An 18,008-nucleotide genomic window follows, 5' to 3' on the forward strand; every position below is an offset into this window, starting at 1 on the left:
CGAGCCCTCCTATTTATAGGGTGCAAACAGCTCTTCCACCGCGTCACCGTCTATAAAAGCATCATCAGTAATATTGTATTTAGCGTTTATGCTCTTTGCGGCGAGACTACGAAACTCTCCCGCAATGTCGCTGTAAATGGCATTGCGTACTTCCTCGTAGGAATAGTATCCGCCTTCACGAATGCCATCGAGACGGATAATATGAATCCCAAATTCCGAATCCGTAATCTCTGAGTACCCGCCCAAGCTATCGATCTCAAACAGGGCTTCAGAATAGGGAGGAGTAACCGCTTTCTCACCAAACTTTATCCAACGATTAAAAGAACCGTCTCGCGCTTTGCTACCGGGATCATCGGAATGCTCGCTAACCATAGCTTCAAAGTCAGTTCCTTCCCGAAGTTGGTCGAGCAAAGCCTGCGCTTCTGCCCGGACGCCTTCTCGAGGAAGGCCCGGACGTGAAGCTAAAAGAATATGACTCGAAGCACGGGTCTCTGGTTTGGACGCGTACTTATCTTTCTGCGTGGCATAGTACTCCTGCGCCAACTTTTCAGGATCAGGAAACTCCACCTGAGCCACTTCCAGATTGTAGGCAAACTGGCGCTTCGCGCCCAAAATTTGAAATTGCAGATCCCAATATCCGGGGGTATCCGGAGAGATTCCGTCGGCCTTAGCCGCGAGTTTACGGACAAGTAATAGGTCATTAATGAACTGCAAACGATCGCCAAGATCGGTCGCCGCGAGTGCCTGAATCTTTGATGGAGTCTCTGCAAGTGCAGCCGCAAACTCCTCTCGGGAAATTTGAACGCCTTCGTCTTCCACTACTGTCTGCGACTGAACTGCGTAAGTGTGAAACAAGGCAAAACTGAGCATCGTCAGTCGAAGCATCAAGTTCATTGTTAAGTACGTCCTCTTAGAAAGTCCAGAAACCAGTTTTGCTACGCAGACATGACCCTAACCGGACAGGCGCCATGAACGTTAGAGAACGAGTCTACGCAGTTGCTTGCGTGCAATCGAGCGTAAGTTGTTAATCTACTAGATCATTCAATTAGCGAAATTGGGGTAAAAAAAAACCGGCACCCGAAGGTGCCGGTTTTGACTTCTTACTATTACTACTTAGCTCGTGCTAGAGAAGCTGTGAGCAACGATACGGCCGTAGCTCGCATCTGGGTTTGCAGCAACGCTACGGGCCCAAGCTGCGAAACCGATCATTGGAACGGCACCGGTAGCAGGAGAGATAACAGTGGCGAGGACACTGTCATCACAAGACTGCAAAGCAAGCAACACTGCATCAGATTCCTGAGCACCGCCGGCTGTGTCGGAGCTGTAATCCCAACCACATACACGTACGTCTGCACTTGCAGAAGTTACTGCAAGAGACAACCAACCAAAGTTTTGGCCGAGATCTGCAGTGATGTCAGTATCGCTAACACCCAAGACGCTGTTGCCACCAAAGGTGATAACGTTAACTTCTTTCTTCAGCTGCAGCTGTGTTGCTTCGCCAGGCAGTGCTGGAGATACAGTCAACTCGCCACTAGCCAGCGTTGTAGTTGTCTCTTCACGGTTGTAAGGAACAACAGTCGCAGTCACTGGCAGATCGCGGTAGTCGCAGCCGTTTGCACGAGTACAGGTTATTTCTGGAGCAGCAGTCTCGCCGTCAGCAGCATCTTGAAGAGCCAGAACAAACTGAGGCGTGTCCATCATGGTGTACTGGCCAGGCAGAGTTACAACCCAATCCAGAGCCGCACCGTTTGAAGGGTTAGCAGTCCACTCGTTCAAAAGAGCGCTTACACCCAGAACGTCGCTCTGACGCAGTGCGTTGAAAAGACCAACGTTAGCACCGCCACGTGGAGCAGCACCGTTCAGGTTAGGAAAGTCGAAACCGTCCAAGTCACCAGACAACCAACCAAACTGCTGGTTAGTCATTGTTGGCTCCCCAAGGAAGTCAGCGATGTGTACAGCATTATCGCCAAACTCAACGCCAGTCGCGTTATCACGAATGAAGTAAGAAACCTTCAATACGTTACCGGAATCAACAAAAGTGTTCGCGCCACCAGCTTTGATCGCTGTCGCGGCACTTGTAGCCTGCCATGCAGTCGCTGCGTCTACAACACCAGGGTCTGCTGCTGAAGTACCGTCGGCGAAGAAGTTAGAACGTACCGCAGTACAATCAAGCGGCGTTAATGCAGGGTCGCCAGATACACCGCTGTGCTTAGCCGCCAAAGCGATAGGAGCAGTTTCAGAAGTGGGCGAGCCCATACCGATAATTTCTACGTAACCAGTCTCTGCGCCTTCGCGGTAGATAGACGGCATAGTGAGCTTGCCGCCAGTCGTGACAGGAACAGTACAAGTGGTATCACCAGCTGACCAAGAAATGTTGCCATTCTCGTCGTCAGACAGGAAGCCAGCGTAGACGTCTTTTGGAGACATAACGATATTAAAGTCGAGCGCATCAAGTGAATCAACGGCTCGACGGAAGCGGAACTTAACAACCTGCGTCGCAGCGCTGGTGTTAACAATGTGAATACCCGTGATCCACTCGCCATTGACGGTGTAGTACGGAACGAGTGCAAGGTCACCCAGAGCGTTGTTAGCAACGGTCTGTGCGTTTGCAACGTTGACATATCCAGCAGAAGCGGCTGCTACTGCGGCGACAATGCCAAGAGGCTTAAATACTTTATTCATGATTGGAGACTCCTAATGTCTTCAGTTTTCACAATTCTAAGATTGTGCTAGCGCTTTTTTTGTTCACTGCAGCCAGCTTTCAACCCGCTGCCACACTTACAAGTTGGCACTATACCACCATACATCGTCAACCAGAATCCACTGCTCGACAAATCGTGTCGGTACTGTACCTATTGCTACTGAGGCGGCTGAAGTTTGTTTGACGGGTCGGGACATGACCCCGATCGCCACACTCGCTACAGCTGCCCGCGCATCATAGTTAACGAAATCAACCGAAGTCAACTCCCATTCCACCATGTAAGAAAACTTCCGTTCGTACATGGATTTGCTAAAAATCTCTCGATAGGCCGGCGAGGTGTACTCGTAAGCCGTGGCCCAGTCGCGCTCCACAAGTGCTAACCAGCGAGCTTCCGCGCGTTCTAGGAGCTGCGCCTGGCTCTTTTCAGACATCCGCTGGGAGCCAGCACATCCGGCAAGCGCAATGACAATCGAAACCACTAGAAAGCGCCGAAGGGCCTTCATAAAATCTCCTAAGTATCTGATAAATAACTATTTAAATTCAATAAGCGCTCTAAGCGTCGACGCTGCGCTTTGCCCCTATCACGCCATGTTCACACACCCGCCGCTCCGGCTTGGTGCAAGAAACGGCACGCCGGCCGCGCGCATTTTCCACTCTTTAAGGCGATATGGGTGTCGACAAAAGCTGATAGAAACCGACTGATAAACGCCTATTTTCAGTCACTTAGCACCCTCTGGGCGTTTAACTTCGAGGTTTATTCCCACTAATTTTTGCTCTCGGATCGGGAAAAGTACCATCATTTTTTATACGTTATGACCCCGGATCGAGGCGGATCTCGCACCAATTCCATGAATCGAACCTGCTCACGCATCTCGTCACTCACCGCTCGCAGCTCATCTTCGTTGTAAAGAGCCCGCGGTGTAATGATTACCAACAGCTCCGTACGACGACTATCGGTTATTGTGGTCCCAAACAAGCTTCCGAAGAACGGAATCTCCCGTAAAATTGGCACCCCTGAGTCACCCAGGCTGGAGTTTTCGCGAATAAGTCCGCCGAGCACCACCGATTCTGACGAACGCACGGCTACGCGGCTATTAATGGTGCGATCCAGAAACGCCCGCTGACCGGTAGCCGAGTCAATGGAGCCCACATCGATCACGGATTGCTCTACATCCATTGTCACCAGCCCCCCCGCATTAACTGAAGGTCGCACCGAGAGCTGTACACCCGTATCCCGATAGGTAATGTTCTGTACCGAGTTGCCACCATTGGTGATCGTTTGCCCCTGAAGTACCGGCACCTGGTCGCCTACAGAGATAAAGGCGGTATGGTTATCAAGGACCATGACCGAGGGTGTCGAGATCACATTGATGAGTGATTCTTCACTCAGCGCGTTCAACACCGCCGAAATATCACCCACTGAGTTAGCCACCGTATAAGAAAAGCCTGCGGCGGCGGCAGGCCCGGTCGCCCCAGAGGCCAAAGTGCCTAAACCGTTGTAATTGCTGCCTAAACCGTTCTTGAAGGTCCACTCCAAGCCATAGCGAAGCTCGTCAATGAGTTGTACTTCCATAATACTGGCTTCGATGATGACCTGTGTTGCCACAACGTCGAGTTGTCTAAGCGCGTCTTTAATAATGCCGTACTGCTTGCCGTCGGCATAAATCATTAGGGCATTGTTCTCTTCATCGGCAACAACACGAACATCCACAAGCTCATTCATTCCCGCGCCAGTTCCACCCATACTGACGGACGTCATGGCAGCGGCAGCAGCGCGAGCACCCTGCCCGGATTGAGATGACGAACCACCTCCACCCATAGAACTGGATCCACCAGTCCCCGAACCAAAGGAAGAACCACCACCGCTACTGTTGCCACCCCCGCCGATACCAGAAGACGAACCACCACCGATAGATTCTGGTGACAAGCCTGGTGCAACAGCTCCCTGATCGCGAGGAGTTCTGGACGCTGTTTGGCGATTGTTAGCGCCTGACGCGGCGCCACCCGCGTAAATCGAGTTCAGTAGTTGTGCGAGCCGGGTGGCCGTCGTGTTCTGCACGGGATACACATACAAACGCTTTTCAAAGCGGGCATCGGGGTCGACATCAATTCGCTGGATCCAATCTCCTACGCGATCAAGATAATGAGCGCGGGGCGTAACCACCAAAATACTGTTGAGGCGCTCCATGGGTAGCACCCGCACAATCCCGGTTATATCGCCGCCCTCGCCTCCCGCCGCAGCCATGAGCGTTTCTAAGGCGCTCAGTGTTTCGTCCACACTGCTATTTTCCAGTGGAAACATACCCACTGACATGCCGGCCAGCAAATCGACGTCAAAGGTACTGACAATTTCAAGCCATCCGCTGAGCTGCTCCCGCGTACCCGCCATCATCAGCAGTGCTCGAGTGTCATCCACGCGCACAAAGGCGTCTTTCTCTGCCAGAGGCTCAAGAATTCTCGCCATGGCTTTAGCACTGATGAACTGCAACGGTATGACCATCGTGGAGTAGCCTGCGGCAAGATCCTCCACACTTGTAACATCCGGACGCAGAGTCATCGCCTGCTGTGACCCCGTAATCAGATAGCGGCCATCATCACCACGAATCATCAGGGCGTCGTGCGCCTTCAGCAACGACTCTAGAACGATCAGTAACTCTTCGCGGGGAATGGGCGTGCGAGTACGCAGCGTCACCTTGCCCTGTATAGGACGATCAACCACATAGTCGAGCTGAAGAATATCGCCCACGATCGCGTGCACAACTTCGTCCAGTGGAGCCTGCTCAAAATTCAAGCTCACATCATCGCCAAGAAACTTAATGGCCTTTTGGGGCTCAGGTAGACGCACCTGTTGATCGGTGCCTCGATACAGCACCGGCTCTGCACGACTGTCGGACTGCTTATCAGCTAAAGCTTGCGCGGACTCCACTAACGGCGATCCGTTGGCGGCAGTGGTCGGGGCCACCGGCTCGGGACGGCCTTCAACAACGCCGGGCTCACCCAGCAAAACTGTTTCAGAGCGTGCCATCTGCTGCAAATCATGTGACGCGCAGCCCGCGAGCACAGTGCTCAGTGCCGCAAAAACTGTCACTCGGAGCGTGGCTACCCGCGGAAAACTCTTAGTCGTGTCTTTCATGGTCTAAGTCATTCCCAATAATTATCAGATGCAGCTGCTACCCACCCAGGGAGAGCGTGCCCTCTGTTTTGTTGTTTTTTTTCTGCGCTGTCTGTGCGGCGCTCGTTTGACTATTAGCTGCTGCGGCCGGCGTGTTGGTCGCGGCGGCCTTCTTCGGTGCCGGGGCGTCAGCTTTTTGCAAATTCTGCACTGCCTCCACAGGTAAAGGCGTAAGACGTCGTACATCACGCGCTCCCGCACTCACAAACACGACCTCGCCCATAGACACTGATTGCAGACTCCAGCCGGCGACTTTATCGCCAATGCCAAGTCGCATTAACTTGTCCTTATAAACTACGATTGCTCTACCCTGATCACCAGCACCCACAGCGCCCGCCACCTGCAAGTCCTCAAGACGACGCCCGGCCTTTTGGGTGCCTGGTTGGGTTTTCTGCAGCGGCGCCACTGTGGCGTCAGGCCTTCGAGACGCCCAAAAGAGCGGCCTTGATTGAAGCTGTAAACTCTGAGGCGCTGTTATTGCGCCGGGAACATGTGCGTCAATGACGCGCAGACTGTCCCTGGCGGGTTCTACCGCGGTGACAGACACCTCAGCGAAACGGCCAAACCCCCACCAGAGGACCTGCAATAACACAACAATTAGCAGCGCAACCACAACGAGCTCCAGGCGTCGCTCTGAGCGCTGCGGATCTGCATCAACCTGGTAGCGATCTCGGATACGATCAAAAACCATCATGGTAGAGCCCTCAACACCATGAGTTGCATAACGGCGGTCAATGTCTGGGCATCTCCGTCCTTAGCTCGAGTATTAGCACGCGTCGGAAAGGTATCCAGCGACTCTACCAACAACTGTGGCCGATAAGCCGCTATGCCGATTAGCGCCGCGTCGAGCCCCGGCAAAGTCCCCGCTACCGTGAGGTTCACCGCAACCCGGTCAAAATGCTCGCCTTGGCGCACAGGCATGACCTGACTATTACTCACTGACATGCCGGCCTCGGCCAAAATCTGTCGAACATCAGACTGCAATCGCGCAGCCAAGGCCGATGGATCCTCCACTGAAGGGAACGCCACCTCTCGTAAACGTACGGCAGCGAGCTGACTTTGCTTTGTAAGTTCTGTCTCGTTGTCGAGTAGACCCTGAAGCCGAGCCACTCTAGGCTCTATGCGCCCACGATCAGCGGCGTAGTCAAAACCAAGGCCTAGAAGTCCAAACACGGTTTTGAAATAGAAAAATACCGGCAAAACCAACGTTAGTCCGACAAACACAGCCGCCCGACGATGAAGACGAATCCAGTTCACGACTCATCTCCGTCAGCCTTCGTGGACTCCACTTCTATATCCAGATGGAACTGCTCAAGGCCTGTGTTACCTACCGCCGTAATCGCCTGAGGTGCAGTGACGGTCGCAAAAGCGGAGGTTTGCGCCAGAGTTTGCATCACCAGCGCAGCGTCCTTGGCTCTCCCGCGCACCCGCAACTCGCGACCACGCATAGAGAAATGCATGATGTAAACGTCATCTCCAAGGAGCTCGGTAAGACGCGCAATCTCAATATGTGGATTCGGATAATTCACAACAAACGTATTCGCGGCGCGAACCGTTTCATTGGCATCAACTAAGGTCGCTCGCATCGCTGACACAGATTCGGATTCAAGTTGGACTTTGCTTTGTAGATCCTCAAAACGCTCCAAGGCACTACGCTGTTGTATGGCAAACACCACGGAGGAGACCAATACAAGGACTAGCACAGCACCTGCCAACAAGCCGGCCCGCATCAAACGCTGGCGATACGCTTGCTCTCGTCGCGCCTCGCCAAATCCTTTCAGAGCCACTAGAGCGCCATTCGCTTCCGCCCAAATCTCGGGATCCCCATCGCTTTGATGTTCCGCCGCGAAATCACTCTCGCGCTTCCATCGCTCAATCGCGGGGCGTGAAGCGATCGCCATGGTTACCTGAATAGACTGCACGTCGCGGCCTGTCTCATACCAGCCGTACACACTGTCGTCTGACTTAAAGGGGCTGGCAGCTGCGACTTCCATGGCCAGCACCGCAGGGAGCTCCGGCTCAGCAGCGATAGGTAGATTCAGAGTCCGGGCAAGAACGAGCTCATCGGGCAGTAAATGTGCTGTGCAGGGCGACAGATTTTGTGGATTCCCAGAGAGGGGCTTACCGCCCTGCATCAGTTGTTTCGCATCGCCACGGTACAGCATTACGGGCTCATCGAGGCGTTGACGTATCGGGGATCTGGCGGACAGCAAAAGCTCTCGCCACGCGGACAGCCATTGCTGAACGATATGACGCATATCGATGCCAAAGAGCATCCACTGGTTGCTTTGTACTGCCACGTTACTGCTCTCTCACCGCATCCATTGGTAAAACATAAGCAAGACGCATCATGCGTCTAAATTCTGGATCCAGGCCGGCTCACTATTCGAGCAGGCTCTGTTCTATATACACGCCAGGGCAACACGCCCACCGATGCGGACATCGATACCCACCGCCGTCGTAGCCAAAAGGTATCGCCCACTCTCACCAAAGCATCAACGCGATATCCGCTAAACCGCGCGGCGCCAACATTCACATCCACTGGTGCTTGCTCGGCGGCCATCACCCTTTGCGCCGGCGTCAGCCTACGCAGTAGTCCCATCACGTGCTGAGCCCGGGCGCTTGGCCGGGAAAGCCCGGCTCCCCCGCCTGGCGCCGCCACATAATCACGTACACGATCCCAAGTCCTGCGATTCGCACCCTGCACACTCAGCAAGTCCTCGATCGCCTCAAATCGCTTGCCCGCTGCACCATTGGGACTAAAGCGCCATTGTACAACAGCGTTAGCCAGTAACTGTGCACTGTCTTGCTGCAGCGCGCCCGATATTTGCAGCACATTTGCGAGCAACGGAGCGGTAGCCGCGTTGATATCTACCAGCCACTCCGCAGGCACTGCTACCACATCAACCTGCAGGTCTCCCAGCTGATAGCGCTGCTGGGGCAATCGTGGCGGTGAGTCTTTGGCATAGACCCCATCGCGAATATCCGCCAATAGCAAATTCACAGCACCGTCGCCCGCCGCAGACGCCTCCGCACGCCCCATGTGCAATTGCGCCAACCGAACATCAGTACGGGCGGACATCACAACGCCCGCCACGAGTAGTGACATGCCGGCGATGAACCAAACCACCACCGCCAGGGCAACGCCTGCTTCGCGGCGCGCATACGCTGTCATCGCGCCACCTCCATCACAATATCCGGCCAATACCGTTCAGCCGCACGAATCCGCAATCGAACCCAGCCCGGAGCCCCACGGCCGTCCCACTCGGACAGCCAGTCACCATCAAACTCTCGACGGTACGCCACAAGAAACTCCTGCACGTCTTCGACTAACGTGCGTGCAGAGGCATTATTCCATTCTCCTACCTGGCCTCTAGCGTCCATTTTTTGCCAACGCAGCACTACATTGGGGTTTTCTTGAGCGACCCGAACGACATAACTACCGCCCACACTTTCTCCAAACATCATGGTGGTCTTCCACATGAGCTGGGTTGATGACGCCTCAAACACCGTCATCTCGGCGCTGCCGCCCCCTACGGTTAACCCACCACTACTACTTCCCACCACCGCGGACTCAAGGGCATCCCGAAGAAAACTACTAACACTGCGAATCTCATCGTTCCGGTCGGTCACTTTATTCAGAGAGCTCTGCGTAGAAGCCAAAGTCCGCAGAGCCGTAACCGTCGCCAGCATCACGAGTGACAAAATCGTGACAGAGACCATCATCTCGATAAGGGTAAAGCCCTCGGCTTTACGGAACATCAGCGTGGCTGACCGGCGACAACGGAGCTGAGGTTGATCTGTCGCTGGCGAGGACCGTCGGGCCAGGAGACCGTTACATCTATAAACTGCAGTCGGCCGCGCGCCAGCGTTGAACCGCGCGGCCGCGTCACCGGCGAGGCTGCCACCTGCCAAACAAAGCCACCACTGGTTTCACCATTTTTTTGCAGCCCCTCCAATGGGACAACACTATTGTCTGCGATGAGTGATCGGCCCAGCTCAACTGCATAGGCGTAACGCTGGTCTGCGCGCACGTTTCTGGTAGCGCCAGCAACGGATTGATAAAGCGCCCCCAAGGCCATCCCAAGAATCGCCACAGCCACCAGCATCTCGAGAAGGGAGAATCCCTGCTGACCGCGATGAGCTCGGAGGCAAGAACTGCTCACCCTTGAGTCAGCGCTGTTTGTCTAACGCGGCCGACCAACCAATCCACGCTGATGCGTGTGCCAGAGCCATCGTCCCGCGCAATATCGATACCTCCACCGCTTGCGCTGCCATCCGGATAAAAGCGAATCACACCGATGCTCTCGCGATTCAATTCAGCAGCACCATGAACCGTAAGACTGAGCCCCTCGGGCAACGTACGCGTTTTTTTGCCATACCAGATACGTCGCGTCAATGGTCGAACGTTGACGTCCTGTACACGCCCCGAAGACAGCGCTCGCTCTCTCGCTGAGGACAACATGGTTACCGCGTCGCGAACTGCTTGCCGGCGCTGCATCCCCTCATAAAATCGAACCGAAGACGGCACTGCAGCGACCATAAGCATAGCGGCGATAGCCAGCACCACCATAAGTTCAACCAGACTAAAGCCACGGACACGGAGAGTCCCAAAGCCGATGCCTGACAGAAAGTTACTGCCAGTTGCCGACGTCGGCATCTTCGCCATCACCACCGGGAGACCCATTTTGGCCATAGCTAAAAACATCCAGTTCGCTGCGCTCTCCGGGGTACTTGTAGAGATAATCCTGCTTCCAGGGATCCTGGGGAACGTCACCCTTGAGGTACGGGCCGTTCCAGCCCGCCGTGCTGCCAGGCTTATCAACCAACGCTTCCAGACCTTGCGCTGTGTTTGGATACCGACCGACGTCAAGCTTGTACATTTCCAGGGCCTGCTCCAGGTCACGAATCTGGATAAGTGCCGTTTTGGTTTTCGCACCGCCCAATTGCTTGAGGACCTGGGGCCCTACGAGGCTCATCAAAAGCCCGAGGATCGCGAGTACCACCAGTAATTCCATCAGCGTAAAGCCTGACTGACGTCCACCGACGGCGCGCTGCGTTCTCGGCGCTATTGTTTCTCTAACACTCATGCCTGCCTTCCTGTCTATATCTTGATTTATCGTTCGGCTTCAGAGGCCATTCCGCCCAAACCTGAACAATCTCGTCACCCACTATCACTTACACCGCTAGGTCATTCACCGAAAGAATACCCATGAGTATCGCGATAATAATCACCGCAATGACAGCCCCCATCGTGAGAATTAACAGAGGCTCCAATAGAGTAAGACTGCGTTTCACGCCAGAGTTCACATGATTGTCAAAAACCTTTGCAAGCTCCAGCATCATGGTATCCATGGCGCCAGACTCTTCACCCACCCGAGTCATCTGTATCACCATGGGTGTAAACATTTTTGCGTCGGCAAGAGCCACAGACATACGCTGACCGGCTTTCACCGCGGGCGGCAATGCCCCGAGAGAATCTCTAAGAACAACGTTTTCTACTGTCGCAATGGCGATATCGATGGCCCGCAGCAGCGGAACGCCGTTCCCCAAAAGGGTCCCCAGGGTGCGGGCAAAGCGCGCCATCTCAAACTCAAAAACAATGCCGCCAAATAAAGGCAAACGTAGCAAACGCGCATGCCAGCGCTGCCGCCCGGCGTCACTACGCAACCAATTGCGTATCGCGATCACCGTCACCGTCCCGAGAATCACAATCAACCAAAACCAACCGGTCACAAAATCTGCGGCGTTGATCACGACGCGCGTAAGCGTTGGCAGGGACTCCCCCATGTCGTTAAACAGTGATTCAAACTGCGGCACCACGAAGGCCAGCATCACCACGATGGAAAGCACGGCTACTACCAATAAGATCGCTGGATATATCAGCGCCGAGACCACACTGTCGCGGGTCGCCTTGGCCGTCTCAAGGTGCGCCACCAGACGATCCAGCACTGCTGACATTTCACCACTGGCTTCGCCACTGCGCAGCATGCTCAGATAAAAACGTCCAAAGAGCTCCGAGTACGGCTCCAGCGCCGCGCTCAAGGCATTACCCCCCTTAACCGACTTAAGTACATCCGAGAGCAGAGCCCCCATAGAAGGTAAGGACGCCATCTCGATGAGGACTTTCAACGATCTATCCAGCGGCAATCCTGCGCGCAGCAGCACCGCCAGCTCTGTGGTCATAGACAACACGTCCTGACGCGACGGCGGACGGCCACTGCTGCGGCCGACGGCATTTCCCGCTTCATCACTCTTTAGCGACAGTAGCGTGAGCCCTCGGGCACGCAACTGACGAGAGGCAAGCTCTTGTCCCGCAGCCTCTAGAGTGCCATCGATGGTTTTTCCATCACGCCCGACGGCGCGGTAATAGAAGACAGCCATAGATTAGGCCGGCATCGGCTGAGTGCGGCTCACTTCGGCCGTACTGCCCACAGGCAAGCTCTCTTCGGCCTCACTTTGATCCTGGGTAACGCGCAGCACCTCTTCGAGGGAGCTCTCTCCGGCGACCACTTTACGAAGCCCATCCTCATACAAAGTGATCATGCCCTGGGCCCGCGCAGCGGTATGAAGCTCTGAGGCGTCGGCACCAGACTGGACCACACGACGAATATCTTCATCGAGAAGAAATAACTCATGGATTCCGGTACGCCCGGAGTAGCCGCTTTGCAAACAGTGCTCACAGCCCTGGGCTTGGTAAACCGTTCGCTCTCCGGTCGGAAGAAAGCGTTTAATTCCACATTGGGCAATAGCCGTATCGGATAGCTCTACCGGTGTCTTGCAGTGCTTACACAGCCTGCGAATGAGCCGCTGTGCAAGTACCCCGTTCACCGACGAGGTAATTAGGTAGCGCTCGATACCCATGTCTTCCAGACGCGTTATGGCGCTCGCCGCGGTATTGGTGTGTAGTGTCGATAACACCAAATGCCCGGTCAAAGCCGATTGCACGCCAATCTGCGCCGTCTCGCCATCACGCATTTCACCGATCATAATAATGTCCGGATCCTGCCGAAGGATGGCCCGTAGCGCTCGTGCAAACGACAATTCTATTTGTGCCTGCACCTGAATCTGATTAACACCGGCGAGCTGATACTCGACTGGATCTTCGACCGTAATGATCTTGCGATCCCGAGTGTCCATGGACGCCAGGGAGGCATAAAGCGTAGTCGTTTTACCCGAACCGGTAGGCCCCGTTACCAAGAGCACACCATGAGGTCGCGCAAGCAACTGCTGATAGCGCAGCAAGGTATCTTGACTAAAACCCATGTCCGGAAGCGACAGCTGAATGCTCGCGCGATCCAGCACCCGCATCACAATGCTTTCACCGTGCACTGTAGGAATCGTTGACACGCGAAGATCTAGTTCATGGCCTTTTACACGGGTCATGATGCGACCGTCTTGAGGAAGACGCCGCTCAGCTATATTCATGTTTGAGAGCAACTTAATGCGCGACGCAATCGCCGGCGCAAGACTCACTGCCGGTGGATCCTCCATATCCTGAAGCACACCGTCAACGCGGTAACGCAAATGCAGTCCGTCTTCGAAAGGCTCGATGTGGATATCGGATGCCGACAGATCAAGAGCACGATGGATCAACTGATTGACCAGACGAATAACCGGAGCCTCACTGGCCAAGTCCCGCAGGTGCTCAATGAATTCGTCATCGCTCTGTCCCGCAAACTGATCGAGAGCTTCTTCTTCATCATCGTCCGATCGATTGTCGCTGAGCATTTGCTCCAAAGCCCGGGAAACATCACTGTCTGTACCCAGCACCAGCTTAACGGGACGGTCCACCGCCATGGCAAGGGCTTTACTCAGATAAGCATCCTGAGGAACAGATGCCGCGAAACACACCTCAGTGTCACTCAATGAAACAGGGATCACGTTGTTGCTCACAAGAAACTCGCGAGCCAGCCCATCAGGAATTGGGGGGGATTCGGGATAGTCGGATGCCGCTAGCAGCGGAATACCTAACTGCTCACTCAAGGCCTTGGCGACATCCACCTCGGATACCAAGCCAAGTTTCACCAAAACGCGACCAAAGAGGTCACCCATTTCTGATTGCGCCAGCAAACTGCGTTCCACATCACGAGCAGAGAGCTTGCCCTGTGCAACCAGAATTTCGCCGAGTTTATGTATGGCCACTGTCTAAACTACCCTGTTGCTCGACTGATTTGTCCGGCCAACGCGCCCGACCAATTTACCCAGCCATACATCCGAAAGTTATCTCTCATCTAGATGAGACGTCTCAGAAGCCCGTAAATTCACTGCAGTTTACCACAGGGCTTGGTTTTCCCCGGGCGCAGACTGCGTCCGGGGTGCCAGTCTAGCTAAGCCGAAAACTCATAGTCCTTGAACTGCTCACGCAAACCCACTTTGTGGATTTTACCGGTGGCTCCGTGGGGCAACTCATCGACAAACTCAACGGCATCGGGCGTCCACCACTTGGCGATCTTGCCGTCAAACCAGGCGAGCATCTCCTGTGAACTGAGATCCTGTCCATCAGACGCCTTTACAACAACAAGTAGAGGCCGCTCAGACCACTTGGGATGGTAGCGACCAATTACGGCTGCTTCCGCGACCTTGGGATGGTCAGTCGCAACGTTTTCCACGTCGATAGAGGATATCCACTCGCCACCGGACTTAATCACATCCTTAGTGCGGTCGGTAATGGCCATGTAACCGGTGGCATCTATCGTTGCGACATCTCCGGTCTCAAACCAACCGTCCTCGGCATGGGAACTGGAGTCATCCCCCAACTCATAGTAATCCGAACAGATCCAGGGCCCCCGGACCTTTAAGGACCCAAATGCCGCGCCGTCCCAGGGCAACTCCTTACCTTCATCATCGACAATTTTCATCTCCACGCCAAAGATAGGTCGACCCGCCTTCAGGCGCTGCTTCGCAAACTTCTCTTCCCCGTAGTCGGCTCGCGACGCCGTGCATTCGTTGACTGAGCCCAGCGGACTCATCTCGGTCATGCCCCAGCCCACGCGCGTCTCTACACCGTAGCTGTCAAAGTCCTCCATCACAGACAGAGGACAGGCCGCGCCGCCCACAATAACGCGCTCGAGAGTCTCAACGGTCTTGCCAGATTGCTTGAGATACGCGAGAAGTCCCAGCCACACCGTGGGCACACCCGCGGACATAGTGACCCCTTCGTCGTTAATCAAAGACGCAAGCGTTTCACCATCACCCATCTTGTTGCCCGGGAACACCAGCTTGGCACCTACCATGGGGCAGGCATAGGGTGTACCCCAGGCATTGACGTGAAACATTGGCACGATGGGTAATACGGCATCACCACCAGACAGCCCCATAGCATCAGGCATGAGTGTTGCGTAGGCATGCAGCATCGTAGAACGATGCGAATACAAAACGCCTTTGGGGTTACCCGTAGTGCCGGAGGTATAGCAAAGCGCACAGGCCTCCTTCTCGTCTAACTCAGGCCAAGCAAATTCGTCGGAATGGCTGTGGACCAGATCTTCATAGCAACTGACATTGGCAAGCGTGGTCTCGGGCATGTGTTCCCTGGAGGTCAAAACCACCCACTCGCGCACCCTAGGGCACTGCGCAGCCACGGCCTCGACGAGAGGCATAAAGTCCAGGTCAACGAAGATCACCTGATCTTCGGCATGATTGATGATGTAAACGATTTGCTCCGGGAACAACCGCGGATTGATGGTGTGACACACATATCCGCTGCAGGCCGAGGCGTAATAGGTTTCGAAATGCCGGTAATCGTTCCAAGCGAGCGTCGCAACTCGATCACCACGATTCAGGCCCCACGCTGCCATCCCATTAGCGAGCTGTCTCGTGCGCTTGAATGCATCCTTATAGCTATAGCGATGACGCGGGTTATCCCGAGTGACCGAAACGATTTCCTGATTACCATGCACACGCTCTGCATGGGACATGATTGAAGTGATAGTCAGTGAGACATCCATCATCAAACCGTTCATTGATTGCTCCTTTGCGAGTTTCACTTGTTATCTCGGCCGACAATGGCCAAGCAATTATGCTGAAGATCGTATTGCTTAAGTTGGACTTTTAGCCTGCCAATGCTTATCGCTGCAACTAGCTCGCCCCTCACGCTCAAGTTTAATCAAGTGCGCTTCCATAGACAGCTTGGCCCAGGGATGCAGCGCGGGATCAACATCGTCATAGACAGTCTGCACCAGTGTATCCAGATCGCTCAAACCCAAGGTATTAAGACCGGCCACCACTTTGGCTTCGCGTCCCAGACGATGAGCAACCAAACCTTCGATTTCGGCGCGGCTGTCATGGATCAATTCACCATGTCCCGGGGCGATAGAATCCAGCGAGTAATCCAAAAGCATCTCAAGCGCGGTAATGTAGGCCTGCATATCACCCCCGGGGGGAATAATCACAACGGTACTACCGTTCATAATGTGGTCGCCGGCGAACAGCATCCGCTCTTCTTCCAGCAAAAAACAATAATGATTGCTGACATGCCCGGGCGTATGCAGCGCGAGCAAGGACAGCTCATCGGTCTTCAAACGGTACTCGTGCTCAAGGGTCAGGTCCGGGTTGAATGTTTCGTCCTGATGATCGTCGCCGTCGGGCAAAGCGCCTATCACCGTGGCGCCGGTTGCTTCAGCGACCGCTTTCCACGCCGGCGAATGATCAGGATGCGTATGGGTACAAATGATGTAGCGGATCCGACCGTCGCCCGCAGCCAAAATAGCGTCGATATGCGAATCGATTGCCGGACCGGGATCCACCACAATCACGTCTTTATCGCCCAGCAGATATGTATTGGTTCCCGGGCCTGTCATGGGGCCGGGGTTCGGCGCCACAAGTCGGCGCACTGTCGGGCTTAGACGCCAGGGCTTTCCGTGTTCGAGCACGTCAGATCAACTGACTGATAGGAACTAGCGGATCGACATCGGCGTCATAATCTACGCCATCGATCCCGAAGCCAAAGAGCTGCAAAAACTCTCGACGGTACCCCGCAAAATCTGACAACTCACTCAGATTATCGGTCGCCACCTGCTCCCAGAGCTTCCCCACGGCGGCTTGGACCTCGGGATCCAACTCTTTGCCGTCTGCTCGCAAACGACCTTCGTCATCAAGCTCCGGCGCCGCGGCATAGAGTGAATCTCGAAACAAGCCATCAACCTGTTCAATACAGCCCTCGTGAGTACCCTGGGCTTTCATAACCTTAAAAAGGATAGCCAAATAAATGGGCATTGCAGGAATAGCCGCACTTGCCTGTGTCACAACTGCTTTGAGCACTGATACGCGGGCGTCGCCACCTTTGGCTGCGAGCCGCTTTCGAATATCCAGCACGCGCCGATCAAGGTCTTTTTTCGCCGCGCCAATGGTGCCGTGCCAGTAAATGTCCCAGGTCAGCTTTTCTCCAACATAGGTATAGGCTGTCGTTTTAGCGCCATCAGCAAGCACCCCGGCCTCATCCAAAGCCTCAATCCAGAACTGCCAGTCCTCTCCACCCATAACGGCCACGGTGTTATCTATCTCTTCCTGGCTTGCAGGCTCCAGGTGAAACTCCTTGATCTCACCCTTGTCCGTATTGATGCCCTTTTGCGTTGTGGGCTTGCCGATCGGCTTTAGCGTGGAGCTATGCAGTTCACCGGTACGAGGATGTTGCCGGCGGGGTGATGCCAGGCTGTAGACCACCAGATCAACCTGCCCCATGTGGGCTTTGATTTCTTGAACAACCCGCTGCTTAACCTCATCGCTGAAAGCATCACCATTAATGCTTTTAGCGTACAAACCCTCTGCTTCTGCTTCAGCATGAAAAGCCGCCGAGTTGTACCAACCCGCCGTGCCCGACTTTCGCTCCGTTCCTTCTTTTTCAAAAAACACACCGAGGGTTTCGGCGCCACTCCCAAAAGCCGCCACAATTCGTGACGCTAAGCCGTAGCCGGTGGATGAACCAATAACCAGGACCCGCTTAGGGCCATTGGCCACGGCACCATTACTGCGCACATGAGCGATTTGTCGGCGCACGTTCTCGGCGCAGCCCACAGGGTGGGTCGTGGTACACAGAAAACCGCGAACGCGGGGCTTGATAACCATAGAGCGCTACCCTCTCTTATCTTGTATGGCAACGGGTGACGTGACAGCACACCCAGGCGATGAAATACGTGG

Annotated in this window: 17 protein-coding genes; all 17 read right to left on the reverse strand. The window is 54.6% G+C overall.

Annotated features, from left to right (window positions below; genetic code table 11):
• Positions 1 to 9: 9 nt before the first annotated feature.
• A complete protein-coding gene (locus ACI9KD_RS02290) occupies positions 10 to 894 on the reverse strand; it encodes a peptidylprolyl isomerase (RefSeq protein ID WP_414979528.1) in 885 nt (294 codons plus the stop codon).
• A gap of 219 nt (positions 895 to 1,113) precedes the next feature.
• Positions 1,114 to 2,682, reverse strand: a complete 1,569-nt coding sequence (locus ACI9KD_RS02295; RefSeq protein ID WP_414979529.1) for a hypothetical protein — start codon at positions 2,680 to 2,682, stop codon at positions 1,114 to 1,116.
• Positions 2,683 to 2,778: 96 nt separating this feature from the next.
• Positions 2,779 to 3,204: a hypothetical protein gene (locus ACI9KD_RS02300; protein WP_414979530.1), complete on the reverse strand. Its 426-nt coding sequence runs from the start codon at positions 3,202 to 3,204 to the stop codon at positions 2,779 to 2,781.
• Between the two features lie 293 nt (positions 3,205 to 3,497).
• Entirely contained in the window at positions 3,498 to 5,834 is a 2,337-nt protein-coding gene (gene gspD / locus ACI9KD_RS02305) for a type II secretion system secretin GspD (protein ID WP_414979531.1), read from the reverse strand.
• Between the two features lie 37 nt (positions 5,835 to 5,871).
• A complete protein-coding gene (locus ACI9KD_RS02310; protein ID WP_414979532.1) occupies positions 5,872 to 6,567 on the reverse strand; it encodes a hypothetical protein in 696 nt (231 codons plus the stop codon).
• Positions 6,564 to 7,130 (reverse strand): type II secretion system protein GspM, encoded by a 567-nt coding sequence (gene gspM, locus ACI9KD_RS02315; protein WP_414979533.1) that lies wholly within the window; start codon positions 7,128 to 7,130, stop codon positions 6,564 to 6,566. Before gspM ends, ACI9KD_RS02310 begins: the two co-directional genes overlap by 4 nt.
• Positions 7,127 to 8,173: a PilN domain-containing protein gene (locus tag ACI9KD_RS02320; protein ID WP_414979534.1), complete on the reverse strand. Its 1,047-nt coding sequence runs from the start codon at positions 8,171 to 8,173 to the stop codon at positions 7,127 to 7,129. Before ACI9KD_RS02320 ends, gspM begins: the two co-directional genes overlap by 4 nt.
• A 56-nt stretch (positions 8,174 to 8,229) precedes the next feature.
• Entirely contained in the window at positions 8,230 to 9,048 is an 819-nt protein-coding gene (locus ACI9KD_RS02325) for a hypothetical protein (protein ID WP_414979535.1), read from the reverse strand.
• The gene (locus ACI9KD_RS02330; protein ID WP_414979536.1) at positions 9,045 to 9,635 is read right to left on the reverse strand and encodes a type II secretion system protein J; all 591 of its coding nucleotides are present in this window, start codon (positions 9,633 to 9,635) and stop codon (positions 9,045 to 9,047) included. The genes ACI9KD_RS02325 and ACI9KD_RS02330 overlap by 4 nt, the downstream gene beginning before the upstream one ends.
• Complete coding sequence (locus ACI9KD_RS02335) at positions 9,635 to 10,039, reverse strand: type II secretion system protein (protein WP_414979537.1); 405 nt, start codon at positions 10,037 to 10,039, stop codon at positions 9,635 to 9,637. The genes ACI9KD_RS02330 and ACI9KD_RS02335 overlap by 1 nt, the downstream gene beginning before the upstream one ends.
• Entirely contained in the window at positions 10,036 to 10,569 is a 534-nt protein-coding gene (locus ACI9KD_RS02340; RefSeq protein ID WP_414979538.1) for a Tfp pilus assembly protein FimT/FimU, read from the reverse strand. Before ACI9KD_RS02340 ends, ACI9KD_RS02335 begins: the two co-directional genes overlap by 4 nt.
• The gene (gene gspG, locus ACI9KD_RS02345) at positions 10,508 to 10,963 is read right to left on the reverse strand and encodes a type II secretion system major pseudopilin GspG (protein WP_414979539.1); all 456 of its coding nucleotides are present in this window, start codon (positions 10,961 to 10,963) and stop codon (positions 10,508 to 10,510) included. Before gspG ends, ACI9KD_RS02340 begins: the two co-directional genes overlap by 62 nt.
• A gap of 88 nt (positions 10,964 to 11,051) precedes the next feature.
• Positions 11,052 to 12,257: a type II secretion system F family protein gene (locus ACI9KD_RS02350; RefSeq protein ID WP_414979540.1), complete on the reverse strand. Its 1,206-nt coding sequence runs from the start codon at positions 12,255 to 12,257 to the stop codon at positions 11,052 to 11,054.
• Between the two features lie 3 nt (positions 12,258 to 12,260).
• Positions 12,261 to 14,018 (reverse strand): GspE/PulE family protein, encoded by a 1,758-nt coding sequence (locus ACI9KD_RS02355; RefSeq protein WP_414979541.1) that lies wholly within the window; start codon positions 14,016 to 14,018, stop codon positions 12,261 to 12,263.
• 185 nt (positions 14,019 to 14,203) lie between these two features.
• Complete coding sequence (locus ACI9KD_RS02360; RefSeq protein ID WP_414979542.1) at positions 14,204 to 15,835, reverse strand: long-chain-fatty-acid--CoA ligase; 1,632 nt, start codon at positions 15,833 to 15,835, stop codon at positions 14,204 to 14,206.
• Positions 15,836 to 15,910: 75 nt separating this feature from the next.
• Positions 15,911 to 16,744 (reverse strand): MBL fold metallo-hydrolase, encoded by an 834-nt coding sequence (locus tag ACI9KD_RS02365; RefSeq protein WP_414979543.1) that lies wholly within the window; start codon positions 16,742 to 16,744, stop codon positions 15,911 to 15,913.
• 1 nt (position 16,745) lies between these two features.
• On the reverse strand, positions 16,746 to 17,936 hold the full coding sequence (gene fabV, locus ACI9KD_RS02370; protein WP_414979544.1) for an enoyl-ACP reductase FabV: 1,191 nt from the start codon (positions 17,934 to 17,936) through the stop codon (positions 16,746 to 16,748).
• Positions 17,937 to 18,008: the final 72 nt, after the last annotated feature.

Source organism: Congregibacter sp. (assembly GCF_047617445.1).
GTDB lineage: Bacteria > Pseudomonadota > Gammaproteobacteria > Pseudomonadales > Halieaceae > Congregibacter.

What these genes read in the sequence shown, in the direction of transcription:
- ACI9KD_RS02290 (WP_414979528.1), bottom strand. Translation starts at nt 894, where the DNA reads ATGAACTTGATGCTTCGACTGACGATGCTCAGTTTTGCCTTGTTTCAC.
- ACI9KD_RS02295 (WP_414979529.1), bottom strand. Translation starts at nt 2,682, where the DNA reads ATGAATAAAGTATTTAAGCCTCTTGGCATTGTCGCCGCAGTAGCAGCC.
- ACI9KD_RS02300 (WP_414979530.1), bottom strand. Translation starts at nt 3,204, where the DNA reads ATGAAGGCCCTTCGGCGCTTTCTAGTGGTTTCGATTGTCATTGCGCTT.
- gspD (WP_414979531.1), bottom strand. Translation starts at nt 5,834, where the DNA reads ATGAAAGACACGACTAAGAGTTTTCCGCGGGTAGCCACGCTCCGAGTG.
- ACI9KD_RS02310 (WP_414979532.1), bottom strand. Translation starts at nt 6,567, where the DNA reads ATGATGGTTTTTGATCGTATCCGAGATCGCTACCAGGTTGATGCAGAT.
- ACI9KD_RS02325 (WP_414979535.1), bottom strand. Translation starts at nt 9,048, where the DNA reads ATGACAGCGTATGCGCGCCGCGAAGCAGGCGTTGCCCTGGCGGTGGTG.
- ACI9KD_RS02330 (WP_414979536.1), bottom strand. Translation starts at nt 9,635, where the DNA reads ATGTTCCGTAAAGCCGAGGGCTTTACCCTTATCGAGATGATGGTCTCT.
- ACI9KD_RS02340 (WP_414979538.1), bottom strand. Translation starts at nt 10,569, where the DNA reads ATGGCCAAAATGGGTCTCCCGGTGGTGATGGCGAAGATGCCGACGTCG.
- gspG (WP_414979539.1), bottom strand. Translation starts at nt 10,963, where the DNA reads ATGAGTGTTAGAGAAACAATAGCGCCGAGAACGCAGCGCGCCGTCGGT.
- ACI9KD_RS02350 (WP_414979540.1), bottom strand. Translation starts at nt 12,257, where the DNA reads ATGGCTGTCTTCTATTACCGCGCCGTCGGGCGTGATGGAAAAACCATC.
- ACI9KD_RS02360 (WP_414979542.1), bottom strand. Translation starts at nt 15,835, where the DNA reads ATGAACGGTTTGATGATGGATGTCTCACTGACTATCACTTCAATCATG.
- fabV (WP_414979544.1), bottom strand. Translation starts at nt 17,936, where the DNA reads ATGGTTATCAAGCCCCGCGTTCGCGGTTTTCTGTGTACCACGACCCAC.